Origin of the sequence: Leucobacter chromiireducens subsp. solipictus, assembly GCF_016758195.1 — a bacterium.
GTDB classification, from domain to species: domain Bacteria; phylum Actinomycetota; class Actinomycetes; order Actinomycetales; family Microbacteriaceae; genus Leucobacter; species Leucobacter solipictus.
This window is the reverse complement of the sequence record NZ_QYAC01000007.1, coordinates 195,813-210,165: the sequence shown is the minus strand read 5'-3', so window position 1 is coordinate 210,165 and position 14,353 is coordinate 195,813. Positions and strand designations below refer to the sequence as shown.

Sequence of the window (14,353 nt, the reverse complement as noted above, 5' to 3'; positions counted from 1 at the left end):
GGGAGGGACTATCGCTCGGCGGTGTGCGCCATGGCGGCGGCGGCCTCGTCGTCGGTCATCGAGGCGAAGGCCCGCATCTGCTCGGCGGTCACCTCGTAGACGGTCGAGAACTCCCCGATCGGGACCACCGTGTGCATCACGCGGTCGTTGTACAGGTGCACGAGGTTGAACCCCTGCGCCCCGTCCTGGCCGCGCATGCCTCCCGGCTCGACGTTCAGGTCCTGCGTGTAGCAGGTCGCCGAGGCCACCGACACGGGCACGCCCCCAATCTCACTAAACGTCGTGAAGTGGAGGTGCCCACCGAGCACACCGCGCACATCGGTGCCCGCGATAGCATCCGCGAAGCGCTGCTGATCGCGCAGCTCAACGAACTCGATGGCACCGATGAGGGAGGGCACGGGCGGGTGGTGCAGCGCGATCAGGGTGCCGTGCGGAGCGGGCTCGGCGAGGACCTCCGCGAGCCAGGCGTACTGTTCGTCGGTGATCTCCCCATGGTGCGCGCCGGGCACCGTGGAGTCGAGCGCGACGATCCGGAGGCCCCGGATGTCGTACACCATGTCGACGCTCTCCTCGCCCGCGTCCGAGTCGAGCAGGAGCTGCCGGAACGGGGTCCGGGTGTCGTGGTTGCCCATCACCCAGATCACTTCCGCACCGATGGCGGCCGCGGCGGGCTCAACGAGGGCGCGAAGCCGGCGGTAGGCGTCTTCCTGCCCGGCGTCGGCGAGATCACCCGTGAAGACGATCGCGTCGGGGCGGGCCTGGGAGCGTGCGAAGTCCTCGAACAGGCGGCGTAGGTTTGCGTCGCTGTCGATGACGCCGTGGAGCTTCTCGTCGGCACCCACGAAATGGGTGTCGCTGAGGTGCAGAATGAAGTGTTCGACGGGCGGGTGCTGCGAGGTCATGCTGGGGGTCCTTTCGTACGCGATGATGAGGGCGTTAGTGCGCGAGCGAGGGCGTCGGGGCGGGGCCGATCAGGCGGCTGCGCAGCCGATCCAGACCTGCCGCGTCGACACCGTTCATCTCGAGCAGTTCGGTGAAGCCGCCGAGCCGCTGCTCCACGAAGTCGAGCGTTTCGGCCATCACGGTGGCGGGGCTTCCGGTGATGAGTTCCTGGATGTCCGCGTCGAGACTGCCGAACTGCGCGGCCGCCCCGGCGAGCATGGCGTCCGCCCATTCGCCGGCGAGGTTCTCGGCGCTCGCGGCGTAGTCGGCGACGATCTGTTCCCGGGGTACGCCCACGGCGGCGAGCGCCGCGGCGACCACGAGTCCTGTGCGGTCCTTCCCCGCGGTGCAGTGCACGAGCACGCCGCCCGCGGGAGCGTCCGCGATGAGCTGCACGGCGGCGGCGAGCCGATCCGCCCGCTCGGTGACGATGTGGCGGTAGAGCGAGCCGAGGGAGAGCGAGCCACCGTCCAGGGGCGGGGTCGCGTCCGTGAAGATCGGGTGATGGATCGTCTCGACGTCCGCGGCGCTGAACACCGTGGGTGCCTGCGCCAGTTCCGCGTCGGATCGGAGATCGATCACACGGACGATGCCCTGCTCGGTGAACTGGTGTTTCCCGGCCGCGCTGACCCGGTGCAGCGCGTCGGAGCGGAAGAGCCCGCGGGGGCGGATGCTGCCGGCAGTGCCGGGGTATCCCTCGGTGCTGCGGAAGTTGTGGGTGCCCTCGATCGGGATCGCCGCGCCGGCGTTCGGGGTTGTAGTGGGGTGATGCACGGATGCTCCTGGGGTCTCGTGTCGGTGGCGTGCGGGTAGGGGCGCGGGCGCGCCCTAGCCGATCAGTTCCTGGGCGCGGTCGGCGGCCTCGGTCATCGTGGCCGCGGCGGGCTTGCCGTAGTAGACGACCTCCTCGATCGCGGTCGCGAGCAGATCATCGACCTGGACATAGCTGTTTCCGGGGTAGGACACCCACGGCTGGAGTCGGTCGAGCTGTTCCAGGTTGGGCTGCGCGAGCGGGTTCGCGGCGGCCCAGTCGGCGAGCACTCCGCCCTCTTCCACCAAACCGGTACGCAGCGGCAGGTACCCGATCTGGCTCGTGATCAGCTCGTACGCCCGGTCGCTCGTGAGGAATTTGATGAGTTCCCAGCCCGCGCGCTGCTTCGCCGGGTCGTCGCTGAGGACAAACAGTGCAGAGCCGGAGTTCGTCGGCACGGCCTCGTGGTCCGCGAACGCGGGCATCGGTGCGGCCGCAAGCGTCCAGCCGCCCGCGGCGGCCCCCTGCATGAACATGCCCTGCAGCGCGGAGGTCGTGAGGATCATCGCGGTGTCCCCCTTCACGAGGCCCTCCATCTGCGCCGCCGCGTCCGAGCTGCGCATCGCGCCCGCCTCGGTCATCTCCGCGAAGCGCTCGACCACGGCCACGGCTTCAGGCGATCCGAACTCAATCGTGGAGCGGTCCTCCGAGAGCACCTCGGCACCGTTCGACTTGAAGAGTCCCTGCATGCACCAGCTGCCGCCCTTCACGGTGCACGCGATGTCGAGTGCGGGTTTCCCCGTGGACTGCGACACCTGGAGGGCGACCTCTTCGACCTTGTCCCAGGTGCTGAGATCGGGGGTGCCGGTGATCCCGGCCGCCTCGAGCACGGTCGCGTTGTAGTACAGCACCGGGGTGGAGAACACATACGGCATCCCGATGGTCTTGCCCTCCCAGTCCGCAAGCACCCGCGCGTTCGGGTGCATGGGGTTCTCGCCCTCGAAGGCGGCCTCGAGCTCCTCGGTGCCGACGATATCGGCGAGCGGCTTGGCCCCGAGCTGGGTGGTCGTGTACTCGAGCGCATCGTAGGTGAGCTGGGCCACGTCCGGCGGGTTGCCCGCGAGCAGCTGGGTTTGGACGCTGCCGACGTAGTTGCCGGCGGCAGCCGCGGCTCCCTGTGTGGGCTGGGCCTTCACGGTGATGTTCGGGTGCGCCTCCTCGAACTCGGAGACGAGCTGGTTCACGGTGTCGGTCCAGACGCCAGCCTGGGTGAGGTTGTAGCTCTCGAACACGATCTCGACCTGTTCGTCGGGAGCGAGTTCAGGGACGACGTTGGCGGCGGACTCAGTGGCCGCGGAGCCGGAGGAGCAGGCGGCAAGGGGGATCACCGCGGCGAGCGCGAGCGCGGTCGCAAGGAGAGGGCGGCGGATACGCATGGGGGAACCTTTCAGCGGCTGGGATACAGCGGGAATGGGCACAGCGGGAATGGGCACAACGAGTCAGATCAGGAGTGTGAGGCCCCGAGGAGGCCGGGACGGAGCGCCCCGATCGGGAGTTCCGGGCCGGTCGCCGGGGCCGCGGCGGCGTCGGGCTGCCATTCGAGCCGACGGCCGCTCGCGCGGTCGAAGAGATGCACGTGGGCGCTGGGTGCGTCGAGGACCACGAGTTCCCCCGGCCGCCACTGCGCGTCTCGGTCGCACGCGACGGTCACCCGATGCGCACCGACGGTGCAGTGCACGAGCTGCTCGCGGCCGAGGTTTTCGACGAGTTCAACGGTGCCGCGGAGCGCGATCCCGGCGGTCGGCACCGCGGCGGGAGCGCCCCCGGCGTGCACGCGCAGGTGTTCGGGACGCACGCCGACCACGATCTCGCGTTCCGGGGTGGTGCCCGGCCACAGCATCGCTTCGATGCCCGGCGCCAAGACCGAGATCGTGCCCGCGGTGGTGGTGAGACTGGCGTCCATGAGGTTCATGGCGGGGGATCCGAGGAAGCCGGCCGCGAACACGGAGCTGGGAGTGTCGTAGAGCTCCTCCGGGCTGCCGAACTGTTCGAGTCGTCCACCGTTGAGCAGCGCGATCTTCGTCGCCATCGTCATGGCCTCGACCTGATCATGAGTGACGTAGACAAACGTGGCCCCGAGCGTGCGGTGCAGCGCAGCGAGTTCCTGCCGGGTCGCCGTGCGCAGTTTCGCGTCGAGGTTCGACAGCGGCTCGTCCATGAGGAAGGCCTGTGGCTCGCGCACCAGCGCACGTGCGACGGCGACGCGCTGGCGCTGTCCTCCGGAGAGCTCCTTGGGCTTTCGGTCGAGCAGGTGCCCGATCTCCACAGACTCCGCCGCGACCCTGACTCGTTCCGCGATCTCCGTTTTCGCGGTGCCGCGGACGCGCAGCGGGAACGCGAGGTTCTTCGCGACGCTCAGGTGCGGGTAGAGCGCATAACTCTGGAAGACCATCGCGAGGTCCCGCTTCCGAGCCGGAAGTCCGGTGATGTCGGTGCCGTCGATCTCAATGCTGCCGCCGGTCGGCTCGAGCAGCCCGGCGATCATGCGCAGCAGCGTGGTCTTGCCGCACCCCGAGGGCCCGAGCAGCACGAGGAAATCCCCATCGGCCACGTCAAGCGAGATCCGGTCGACGGCGGTCACGTCTCCGAACGAGCGGGTGAGTTGGTTGAGTACAAGCCGGGCCACCGGCCACCTCCCATGGAATCGAATTTCCCAGGTTTCCCACTTCAGGAAACGCGTGATTCCAGGATGCGCGGCGCAGGTGAACCCCGCAGGACCGCACCGTGAACGGCGATGGCCGCCTACACGAACACTCGTGTCCCGGGAGGTAAACCGATGCGCCTAGGCGTCTCCGCGCCGGATCGCCTCCGGCCTATCGGCGGTGTCAGCGATCAATGACCGCACCTCGTCGAACGTTGCCGCCTGCGCGCGCTCCGCCCCGGGGGCGTGCGCGATGGCGGCGGCGTGCAGGGCCGAGAGCAGGAGGACCTGGACGATATTGCCGGTGACCGTGCTGTCGTTCCACGCGTGGAAGTCTGCGCCCGCGACGAGCGCGTAGTCCGCGATCTGCGCCAGCTCCGATTTGGCGTAGCTCGTGATCGCGATCACGGTCGCCCCGTTCTCTGCCGCGAGCCGGGCCGATCGCAGCGTGAACGCGTTCATGCCACTGTCGCTGACCGCGAGGCACACGTCGCCCGGGCCGAGAAGCTTGGCGGCGATGTGCTGGGTCACGATGTCGACCGGGCACTCACACACTTTCCCGCTCGAGAGGAAGTGCAGCGCGACGGACTGCGCGGACGGCAGGGAGGCCCCGTTCCCGATGATCAGGAGGCGCCCGCTGTGCCGGATCGCACCCGCCGCGGCGTCGAACGCGGCGATATCGAGCGCGCCCAGCGCCCCCTGGATGCCGGCCATCGCGCGCGTGAACACGTGCGCCACGGGGTGTTCCGCGGCGGCCCCGCCCGCGCCGCCCGGAGCCTCCGGCGTGCCGTCGAGTCCGATGGTGCGCTGCACCGCGGCGGCCCCCAGGTCACGGCGCAGGCAGTCGCGGAGTCGGGGCAGGCCGTCGAAGCCGAGCTTTTGGCACGCCCGCACCACCGTCGCGGGCGACACTTCGGCCCGCCGCGCGAGCGCCGCCACCGAGGCAGCTGCCGCGAATTCAGGATCCTCGATGCACACCTCGGCGACACGACGCTCGCTCGGCACCAGCGAGGGGGCCAAGGACTGCAGCAGGGCTCGGGTACCCCCGAGCGGGGGCGTGTTCACCAACGTCATACCCTCGTTGGTACCAGTGCCGGGTGACCAGCAGGTTACGCGTCCCGCGGCGCACCCAGCGGCAGCGCGTAGGTGAACAGCTCGATGAGCTTCTCGCCACCGATCCACAGCCCGTCACGCTCCGGCTGACGCGCGTAGCCGAGCGCTTCGTAGAGACGGTGCGCGCCCCGCATGTCCGGGGCGGTCTTCAGCACGACGGCTCGCCAGCCCTGCGACTCGGCCCGCGCCGCGACCTCCCGCATCAGGCTCGCGGCCACCCCGCGCCGCCGCGCCGCCGGGGACACCCCGAGCAGGCGGAGGTCCAGTTCGTCGGTGGCGACGTCCTCGTGCAGCGGCGGACCCCCGAGGCGCCGCGTGGTGACGCTCCCCAGGGTGGTGCCGTGCGCGTCCACGGCGATCCACACGTCGTGTTCCCTGGCCCGCTCCGCGGCGCGGTGCATCGGGTCGGTGCCGCCTGCGCGGGGGCCGTAATCGTGGGCGTACGCCGCGTCGATCACGGCGTCGATCGCCGCGAAGTCCGCGCTCGACGCCGACCGCACCCGGATCTCGGTGCGCGCACCGGCTGCGGCGGGCGCGTCGTGGGTGCTCACGCGGCGTTCCACGCCGGATCCGCCGCAGCGCCGGCGCCGCTCGGCTGCCACCCGAGCGCGGGCCCGATCTCCGTCGCCAGCTGGTGCAGAATGTGTTTCCAGTCCGCGAGCTCGAACTCGAAGGGGAGCTCAAACAGGTAGTCGTCGGCCGCCTGGAACGCGAGGTCCTCCCGGATGAAGTCCACGATCTGCTGCGTGGAGCCCAGCACGTCGCGCGCGATGATCGTCTTGCCGCCGTGCACGCGCTCGGTGCGCGGGGTGCGGGCCGCCGCGTACTCCTCGTACTTGCGGAGCTGCTCCGGGGTCGCCCCGTCGGTCGGCACGATCACCCGAGCGACCGAGGCGCGGGCGGCGTCCCCGGCCGGGTGCGCAGCCCGGTACGCGTCGATCTGCGCGCGCTGCACGCGGCCGAAGTTGAGGTCCCCGTCGGTGGTGGTGCTGATGTTGCTGACCAGCCAGTTCAGGCCGGAACGGCCCGCCCACTCGGCCGAGCGCAGCGATCCGCCGCCGTACCAGAGCCGCCCTGCCAGCCCGGGGCTGTGCGGCTCGACGCGCTCCGAGTCGATGTCACCGCCGATGCCGTTGTACGCGGGCACCTCGCGGACGGCGTGGCCGTCGAGCAATTCGCGCAGCCGCTCGATCCGCCCGTAGCCGTAGTCCTCCTCGCGCCACCCCGCGTCGTGGACGAGATCGTTGGTCGCCTCGGAGTACCCGGGCGGGTGGACGCTGACCCCGGCGAGCACGCGCCCGCCCGAGAGCGCGTCGGCGGTGCCCAGGTCCTCAGCGAGACGGAAGGGGTTCTCGTGTCCCACCGGGATCACGGCGCTGCCCAGGCCCAGCCGCTTCGTGTGCTGCGCCACGGCCGCGAAGAACACCGCCGGCGAGGGCAGTCCGTACTGCAGGTGGCGGGTGCGCACCCAGCCGCTGTCGAGGCCCAGTTCCTCCGCATAGCGGAACAGCTCGACGCCGTCGCGCAGTCCTTTCCCGGGATCATTCCGGTCGAACGGAACCAGGTGGATGAAGCCGAGCGAACGCAGCGGGCGGGCGGGTGCCTGGGGGACGGTCATGAGTGTTCTCCTGAACTCTAAATCTGGTATTCGGGGCCGCCGCGGGCGAGGTGATACTCGCGGAGGAAGGATCGGGTGCGCTCGCTCGCGGTGGCACCAAAGAAGGTCTCGGGCGGTTCGTCGGCGACGATGCGCCCGCCCTCGAGGAACGTGACGCGGTCCGCGATCTGCCGCACGAAGTGCATTTCATGGGAGACGATCACCATGGTCTGCCCAGCGGCGGCGATTTCACGGATCACCTGCAGCACTTCCCCGACGAGTTCCGGATCCAGCGCGCTCGTAGGTTCGTCGAGCAGCAACACGCGCGGTTCCATGGCGAGCGCGCGGGCGATGCCCACGCGCTGCTGCTGCCCGCCCGAGAGTTGGGCGGGGTAGTGCGCGGCGTGTCCCGCGAGTCCCACCCGGTCGAGCTGGGCGAGGGCCGCGACGTCCGCGTCGTCACGGGCGAGGCCGCGCACGATCCGAAGCCCCTCGGCGACGTTCTCCAGCGCGGTCTTGCGGGCGAAGAGCTGAAACTGTTGGAACACCATGGCGGTGCGGCGGCGCAGTTCGAGCACGTCGGCGCGGGCCGCGTGTGCCGCGTCGACCGTGAGATCGTCCACCACGATCCGGCCTGCGTCTGGCCGCTCCAGCAGGTTCACGGAACGCAGCAGGGTGGATTTCCCCGCACCGGAGGGGCCCACGATCGCGGTCACGCCACCGTCAACGAATTCGAGGTCGAGCCCGTCGAGGATGACCCGATCACCGAACGACTTCGAGAGCTGTTCGAGCGCGATCATGCGGTCACCCCCGTCGCGGGCCGCGCGGAGACCGCGGCGCGGCGCGCGCGGCGGCCCGCGGCGGGAACGCGTGGCCGCGCCAGCGCCCGTTCCACCCGGCGGGCGATCTGCTCCACGATCACGGTGAGCGCCCAGTAGATGATGGCCGTCGCCAGGTACGCCTCGAAGAAGCGGTAGTCGCGGCCGCCCAGGATCTTCGCGTACGCCGTGATCTCCACGATCGACACGACGAACGCGAGCGACGACTGCTTCAACATGCCGATGAAGTGGTTCACCAGGGTCGGAAACGCGACCACGGTGGCGTTGGGCACGGTGACCCGGCGCAGCGTCTGCCACGGAGTCATGCCGAGCGCGTGCGCGGCCTCCACCTCTTTCGGATCCACCGAGAGCAGCGCGGCGCGAATCGTCTCGGAACTGTAGGCGGCCTCGATGAGCGCAAACGTGAGCGCCGCGACGAGGAACGGTGAGAGCGCGAGCGCATTCCAGCTCGTGCCGAACGCGTGGTTGATGTAGAGCACCGCGATCGGCACCGCGTTCACATTGAGCAGCAGCTGCACGATCGGCGGAGTCCCGCGCAGGTACGAGACGAGGATCGCGCTGAGCTGGCTCAGCACCGGCACGCGCGCCAGCTTGATGAGCGCGATCCCCAGCCCGAGGCCCGTGCCCAGCACCGTCGCGACGATGCTGAGCGCGAGCGTGATCGGGATGTAGGGCAGCAGATCGAGCGCGTATTGCCCGATCGCCGGGAAATCAATGATGGTGTCCACGGGGTGCGGTGCCCGCTCTACTTGGCGTCGGCGGGTGCCGTCTTCGGCGACACATCCAGACCGTCGAAGAACTCCTCGCTCAGCGCCGTGAGCGTGCCGTCCGCGGCGAGGTCCGCGAGCGCGCCGTTGATCTGCTCGACGACCCGGTCGACCTCCGGCGTCTGCTTGGAGATCGCGTACGCCGAGAACAGGTTCGTGCCGAAGTCCGCAACGAGCTGGGCGCCGTCGAGCTGCACAAAGTCCAGGGGCAGCCCCTCGCTGTACCCGGTGTAGACGACCTTGTCGTTGAAGATGAAGTCCACGCCTCCAGTCGCGAGCTGCGTGTACTGGGACTGGAGATCAAGCTCCGTGTATTCGATCTGGATCGGGGCGTCCGGGTTCGCGTCGTTGTATGCCTCGAGGATCTTCGTGAAGTTGAGCCCCGGCTCCCCGTAGGTCCGCTTCCCCGCGAGATCACTGATCGAGGTGGCCGTCGCGAGCTCCGAGTCTGCGGGCAGCGCGAGCCCGAACTGCGCCTCGATGTAGGGGTCGCTGAAGGCGTACTTCTCGCGCCGCTCCTCCGTGGCGGAGAGATTGTTCGCGACGATGTTGAACCGGCCGGAGTCGAGCCCCGCGAACAGCGCGGGGAACTCGGCCACCTGGAACTCGAACTCCAGATCCGGCAGCGCCTCGTCCACGAGCTTCAGGATCTCGATGTCGTAGCCCGTCAGCTCGTCGTTGTCGTCCAGGAAGGTGAAGGGGCGCGGCGAGGCGCCGGTCGCAACGACGAGGGTCTGCGCCGCGTCCGCCCCGGTCCCCGAGGCCTCGGCCGCCGGCGTGCTCGCGGCGCAGCCGCTCGCCCCCATCGCGAGCGCGGCGAGGGCGCCGACGAGGAGGGTGGTGCGAGCGATGCGTGCCATAAGCGTGTCCTTTGCGTTGGTTCCGGGAGATCCCCGGGCAGTGGTGCCAGCGTAGGAAACCGAACACATCACCCCAAATAATGTGACACATTATTACAGCTTATGTAAATCGAGACACGTCACCCTCGCCGGGAACGACTCCGCAGCACGGCTAGACTGTGGGGGTGACTGAGCGCGTATTAATCAAGGACCTGGCCGCACGCGAAGACGGAACCGTGCGCGTTTCCGGCTGGGTAGAGAAGGTGCGCGATCAGCGCTACGTCCAGTTCGTGGTGCTCCGCGACGAGTCCGGAGCGGTCCAGCTGGTCAACGGCGGCGTGCTGCGCGAGGCCGATCCCGAGAATCCGCGCTCCGACATTCTGGTGCCCCGCACCACCACGATCTCCGAGCTCACGCACGGCACCTTCGTCACCGTCGTGGGCGAGCTGCAGCACAACGAGCGCGTGAAGCTCGGCGGCGTCGAGATTCAGATCGAGACCATCGAGGTCGTCACGAAGTCGCTCCCCGACAACCCGGTCGCCGACGACTCGAACATCGACGTGCGCCTCGACTGGCGCTTCCTCGACCTCCGCCGCCCGGAGCAGAACCTCGTGTTCCGCATCCAGACCACCTTCCTCCACGCCCTGCGCAACGTCTGGGTGGATCGCGGTTTCATCGAGATCCAGACCCCGAAGCTCATGGCCTCGGCGTCCGAGTCGCGCGCCGAGCTCTTCGAGGTCGAGTACTTCGAAGGCCAGGCGTTCCTGGCCCAGAGCCCCCAGTTCTTCAAGCAGATGGCGCAGGCCGCCGGCTTCGGCGGCATCTTCGAGGTGGGCCCCGCCTTCCGCGCGGACCACTCCTTCACCTCGCGCCACGCGACCGAGTTCACCTCGATCGACACGGAGCTGAGCTGGATCGATTCCCACGAGGACGTCATGGAGCTCCACGAGGAGCTCATCGTCGCGGGCCTCACCGCGGTGCAGGAGAAGCACGGCGCAGAGGTGCAGAAGCTCTTCGGCATCGAGATCACCGTGCCCGCCCGCCCGTTCCCGCGCATTCCCCTCGCCGAGGCGAAGGAGCTCGTCAAGGCCCGCGGCTACGAGGTCCCCCGCGCCGACGCCGATATGGACCCCGAGGGCGAGCGCCAGATCGCGGCGTGGGCCAAGGAAGAACACGGCAGCGATTTCGTGTTCCTCACGGATTACGACTCCTCGATCCGGCCGTTCTACCACATGCGCCACGAGGACGACGCGAACCTCACGAAGAGCTACGACCTCATCTACCGGGGCACCGAGATCTCGACGGGCGCGCAGCGCGAACACCGCATCGAGGTGCTCGAGGCGCAGGCCCGCGACAAGGGCATGGACCCGGCCGAGCTCAGCTTCTACCTCGACTTCTTCCGCTATGGCGTCCCGCCCCACGGCGGCTTCGGCATGGGCTTGAACCGCGTGCTGATGCTGATGCTCGAGCAGTCCTCGATCCGCGAGGTCACGTACCTCTTCCGCGGCCCGAACCGGCTCACCCCGTAACGGTCCGATTCGGCACCGCCTCGGCCCTCCCGCTCACACCGAGCAGGAGGGCCGAGGCGTTCGTGCGTCCGGCCGGCTAGTACCCCGCGCAGCCGCCGCCCGCAGCCTGCGCAGCCGTACACCCAGGACCGACCGAGGCGCGGCCGAGATACAGCCGCACGCCCAGTCCGCCCAGGGCATCGAGCACCCCGATGCGCAGGGCAGCCACGTCGTAGCGCCCCGTGGGCAGGGCGGCCCAATCCGGGGGTTCGGGGCCGCCCGTGAAGGGATCGTTTTGGGCGTTGACGGTGAGCGCGACAATGCCGGAGAGGAACAGCCGGCTATACAGCGTGGTCACCGCGGTGATAATGGGGGTCGCCAACGCCGACACCGCGACCGGGAGCACCCGCAGCGTCCCGAGCACCGCCTCGATCGCATTCCCCACCACGCCACCGAGCCCGCCGATGAGGCCCGTCACGAGGCTGTTCAGCACGGGTTTGAGGAGCCCGTTGACGAGATCCGCGACCAGCCCCAGGTCTTTCAACAGCGTGAGGGAGGCGGTCGTCGAGGTGTTGCCCGGGGTCAGGAGTTGCGCGAGCGTACCGGAGGTGCTCGCCTGAATCGTGCCGATGTGAATCCAGGGCGTGATGAGAAGCTTCGCCCGCAGGTCGATCACCACGGCGGCATTCACCGCGATCCCGTTGATCGTCTGGGTGAGCATCGTATTGACGGACGCGACCCAGGCGCTGAGCGTCTGCGTGAGCACATTCGTGAGCGTCGTCAGCACCGCGGGATCCGCGAGCGGGTTCGTGTTGGGTGCGAGGCCGTTCAGCCCGTTCCCGTAGCTCCCCGGGTATGCGGCCGCGAGCAGCGCGGTGGTGTTCACGCTGATCGTGCCGTTGCCAGGGCGCACGGTGAGGATCCCCCCGGGGTCGCCGAACGGCGCCGCGATGAAGGTGCGCAGCGGTGCTGTGTTGACCGTTGCGGTCACCGGACCGACGGTGATGTTGCCCAGGCTCAGCGAGCTACTATTGCCCCCGATCAATCCGTTCAGGAGCCCGGTCACGCCCGACGCGATGGCGTTGGTCACCCCCGCATTGCCCGCGATCCCATTCACCGTGGTTTCCAGGGTGGTGACGGTGTTCGTGACGCCGGTCACGAGCGCCCCCACGGTGGGCGAGGTCAGGTCGAGCGACAGATGCGACGTCAGGTAGTTCCGTGAGAGGTTGCCCGAGGCCCCGCTGCGCAGCCCGGTCCAGGCGGCATCGCAGGCGTCCAGATCCGCCCGCCCCGCCACCGCGCCCGCCGTCAGCGACACATCGGTGATCCCGGGGATCAGCGTGCCCAGCGGGTGATTCAAGGACCCCAGCACCTGCGACAGCCGCAGGGTGGCGAGGTTCGGGTAGCCTGCCGGCGCGCCATCGAGGTTGATGCCGCCGCCGCTCGTCAGGTACCCGGACGCAGCGGCCGCCCGGCCCCGGTTCTCGGCCTGGCCGAATTGCCCGGCAGCGCCGGTTCCCGCACCGAGGGGCAGTTGCAGGGCGCTCGTCAGTTCGAGGGCAAGCGCGTCGTTGAGCAGCGCGACATTCAGGGGATCGGCCCACCCCTGCGGACTTCCGGGAACGGGCTGCGCCGACGACGGCGTGTGCCTGTCGCGGCTGCCGGTGTTGGTCACGGACACCCCGCGCGCCGCGAGCAGCGTGTCCAGATCGGCCCCGAGGATCGCGCCGCTGAGCACGCGGCCCTCGCCTCGGCTCGCGATCCCCGTCGCCGCGGGGCCGCAGTCGGTCGTCCCAATCGTGCCCCGGTCCCACTCGGGATCGGTCCAGCTCGCGTTCGTGACCCCGACCCCCTGCACGAGGAGCGCGCAGGCCGCGACGGCGCTCGCGACGGCCAGCCGCACGCCGCGGCGACGCGTCAACGCTCGACGGCGCGTCACGACGGCCCTCCCGACGCCGATCGCGTGCGCCATCGCCCGAGCGCGATCGCCGCGCCGCAGCCGAGCAGCCCCGCGGCGAGCAGCCCGAGGGCACGCAGGTCCGCGCCGGTGACGCTCAGTCGTTCCGCGCCCTCGGCTCGGGGTGCGGCCGGCGCCGTCGACGGCACGGTCGGCGGCACGGGTGTCGGCGGCACGGGTGTGGGTGGCACGGGTGTGGGTGGCACCGGTGTCGGCGGCCGCCCGGAGGATTCCCCGCTCGCGTGCAGCCCCAGGCCCACGCGGGCGACGGTGCCGGCAATCTCGGTCCGCGAAGCCTCGGCCGGCACGGCGATCGTCACCAGGAGGTGACGTGGGGTGTCGGCCCGCAACGCGGCGAGCGACACCTGCGCCCGGCGCGGGTCGAGATCCCGCAGGGCGGTCGGCGGCAGCACGGTGACCGCGCCCGGTGCACACGTGAGCGCGCCGGGCGCGCCGCTGAACGGCCGCGCACAGGAGACCACCCCCGCCGTCAACCCGCCGACGGACACGAGCCGGCCCTGGGCGTCGAGTTCGAGCGCGAGCCGCCCCTCAGCCGCCCCGGCGAGATCGGCGCGGACCAGCCACTGCGTGGATTCGCCCGGTGCCAGCGTGGCCCACGTGGGCGTGCGATCGTCCACGCTGAGCATGAGATATCCCGGACGGCCGGTCTCGGTCAGCGCGCGGTACGTGGCCCAGGCCCGGTCGGCACCCAGCGCAGCGCCCCCGGCCAGCGCGACGAGGGAGGCCACCAGGAGCGCCCACGCGGCGACCCGGGCTCGCGGGGACCGCACGGCGCTCACGCGGGCACCCCCGTGCGCCGTGGCCAGAACGCCCAGGTGGTGAGCGCGCCCGCACCCAGCACCATGACGCCGAGGCCGATGGGGCTCTGCACCATCATCAACGCCGTGCCCGCACCGGGCACGGACCACACGACCCGCCGAGCCTCCCGCACGACCGCGGGCCGCAGATCCGGCTGCGCGTTCGCGTCCCCCTGCAGAACGAGTTCGCGGGCGTCACGCGGGATCGCCGGTGCCACGGTTGCATCGGCCCCCGCGCGCACCTCGACGACGCGGTGCGACACGGGGAGCTCCGCGTCGGCCCGCTGCACCGTGACGACATCGCCCACGCGGATCTCCGCGGCCGCGACGGGGAACGACACCGCCAGTGCGCCCTGCGGGATCGCCGGAGCCATCGAGCCCGTGCGGAACACGACGAGCGTCGCGCCGACGGTCATCGCGAGGATGCCCCAGGCCGCGAGCGCGACGACCGCAGCACCCAGCACCGTGGTCCCGAGAATCGCGAAACCCCGTCGCGCCATGCGTTTCCCCCTCCCCGCTCA

General features: G+C 70.1%; 14 protein-coding genes. 1 reads left to right on the top strand and 13 read right to left on the bottom strand.

Annotation, left to right across the window (positions count from 1 at the left end; translation table 11 throughout):
• Positions 1-8 precede the first annotated feature (8 nt).
• From D3230_RS13810 to D3230_RS13765, 10 genes are all read right to left on the bottom strand, one after another.
• The gene (locus D3230_RS13810; protein WP_202345621.1) at positions 9-902 is read right to left on the bottom strand and encodes a phosphodiesterase; all 894 of its coding nucleotides are present in this window, start codon (positions 900-902) and stop codon (positions 9-11) included.
• Positions 903-936: 34 nt separating this feature from the next.
• A complete protein-coding gene (locus D3230_RS13805) occupies positions 937-1,716 on the bottom strand; it encodes a tyrosine-protein phosphatase (RefSeq protein ID WP_202345620.1) in 780 nt (259 codons plus the stop codon).
• Positions 1,717-1,770: 54 nt separating this feature from the next.
• A complete protein-coding gene (locus tag D3230_RS13800) occupies positions 1,771-3,129 on the bottom strand; it encodes an extracellular solute-binding protein (protein WP_202345619.1) in 1,359 nt (452 codons plus the stop codon).
• A gap of 68 nt (positions 3,130-3,197) precedes the next feature.
• Entirely contained in the window at positions 3,198-4,379 is a 1,182-nt protein-coding gene (locus D3230_RS13795) for an ATP-binding cassette domain-containing protein (RefSeq protein WP_202345618.1), read from the bottom strand.
• Positions 4,380-4,535: 156 nt separating this feature from the next.
• Positions 4,536-5,468: a MurR/RpiR family transcriptional regulator gene (locus D3230_RS13790; protein ID WP_202345617.1), complete on the bottom strand. Its 933-nt coding sequence runs from the start codon at positions 5,466-5,468 to the stop codon at positions 4,536-4,538.
• 35 nt (positions 5,469-5,503) lie between these two features.
• Positions 5,504-6,058, bottom strand: a complete 555-nt coding sequence (locus tag D3230_RS13785; RefSeq protein ID WP_202345616.1) for a GNAT family N-acetyltransferase — start codon at positions 6,056-6,058, stop codon at positions 5,504-5,506.
• Positions 6,055-7,125, bottom strand: a complete 1,071-nt coding sequence (locus D3230_RS13780; protein ID WP_202345615.1) for an LLM class flavin-dependent oxidoreductase — start codon at positions 7,123-7,125, stop codon at positions 6,055-6,057. The genes D3230_RS13785 and D3230_RS13780 overlap by 4 nt, the downstream gene beginning before the upstream one ends.
• Positions 7,126-7,142: 17 nt before the next feature.
• Positions 7,143-7,904, bottom strand: a complete 762-nt coding sequence (locus D3230_RS13775) for an amino acid ABC transporter ATP-binding protein (protein ID WP_202345614.1) — start codon at positions 7,902-7,904, stop codon at positions 7,143-7,145.
• Positions 7,901-8,671: an ABC transporter permease subunit gene (locus D3230_RS13770; RefSeq protein ID WP_202345613.1), complete on the bottom strand. Its 771-nt coding sequence runs from the start codon at positions 8,669-8,671 to the stop codon at positions 7,901-7,903. Before D3230_RS13770 ends, D3230_RS13775 begins: the two co-directional genes overlap by 4 nt.
• Positions 8,672-8,688: 17 nt before the next feature.
• On the bottom strand, positions 8,689-9,570 hold the full coding sequence (locus D3230_RS13765; RefSeq protein WP_202345612.1) for a transporter substrate-binding domain-containing protein: 882 nt from the start codon (positions 9,568-9,570) through the stop codon (positions 8,689-8,691).
• 164 nt (positions 9,571-9,734) lie between these two features.
• On the opposite strand from D3230_RS13765, the gene aspS reads away from it, so the two are divergent.
• Positions 9,735-11,078, top strand: a complete 1,344-nt coding sequence (gene aspS, locus D3230_RS13760) for an aspartate--tRNA(Asn) ligase (RefSeq protein WP_202345611.1) — start codon at positions 9,735-9,737, stop codon at positions 11,076-11,078.
• A gap of 76 nt (positions 11,079-11,154) precedes the next feature.
• Here aspS and D3230_RS13755 read toward each other — a convergent pair whose 3' ends face one another.
• From D3230_RS13755 to D3230_RS13745, 3 genes are read right to left on the bottom strand one after another with little or no spacing between them, the layout of a single operon-like run.
• A complete protein-coding gene (locus D3230_RS13755; protein WP_202345610.1) occupies positions 11,155-12,996 on the bottom strand; it encodes a choice-of-anchor G family protein in 1,842 nt (613 codons plus the stop codon).
• Entirely contained in the window at positions 12,993-13,814 is an 822-nt protein-coding gene (locus D3230_RS13750) for a hypothetical protein (RefSeq protein WP_202345609.1), read from the bottom strand. Before D3230_RS13750 ends, D3230_RS13755 begins: the two co-directional genes overlap by 4 nt.
• Positions 13,811-14,332: a S24/S26 family peptidase gene (locus D3230_RS13745; protein ID WP_202345608.1), complete on the bottom strand. Its 522-nt coding sequence runs from the start codon at positions 14,330-14,332 to the stop codon at positions 13,811-13,813. Before D3230_RS13745 ends, D3230_RS13750 begins: the two co-directional genes overlap by 4 nt.
• Between the last annotated feature and the right edge of the window lie 21 nt (positions 14,333-14,353).

What these genes read in the sequence shown, in the direction of transcription:
- D3230_RS13810 (WP_202345621.1), bottom strand. Translation starts at nt 902, where the DNA reads ATGACCTCGCAGCACCCGCCCGTCGAACACTTCATTCTGCACCTCAGC.
- D3230_RS13800 (WP_202345619.1), bottom strand. Translation starts at nt 3,129, where the DNA reads ATGCGTATCCGCCGCCCTCTCCTTGCGACCGCGCTCGCGCTCGCCGCG.
- D3230_RS13790 (WP_202345617.1), bottom strand. Translation starts at nt 5,468, where the DNA reads ATGACGTTGGTGAACACGCCCCCGCTCGGGGGTACCCGAGCCCTGCTG.
- D3230_RS13780 (WP_202345615.1), bottom strand. Translation starts at nt 7,125, where the DNA reads ATGACCGTCCCCCAGGCACCCGCCCGCCCGCTGCGTTCGCTCGGCTTC.
- D3230_RS13775 (WP_202345614.1), bottom strand. Translation starts at nt 7,904, where the DNA reads ATGATCGCGCTCGAACAGCTCTCGAAGTCGTTCGGTGATCGGGTCATC.
- D3230_RS13765 (WP_202345612.1), bottom strand. Translation starts at nt 9,570, where the DNA reads ATGGCACGCATCGCTCGCACCACCCTCCTCGTCGGCGCCCTCGCCGCG.
- D3230_RS13745 (WP_202345608.1), bottom strand. Translation starts at nt 14,332, where the DNA reads ATGGCGCGACGGGGTTTCGCGATTCTCGGGACCACGGTGCTGGGTGCT.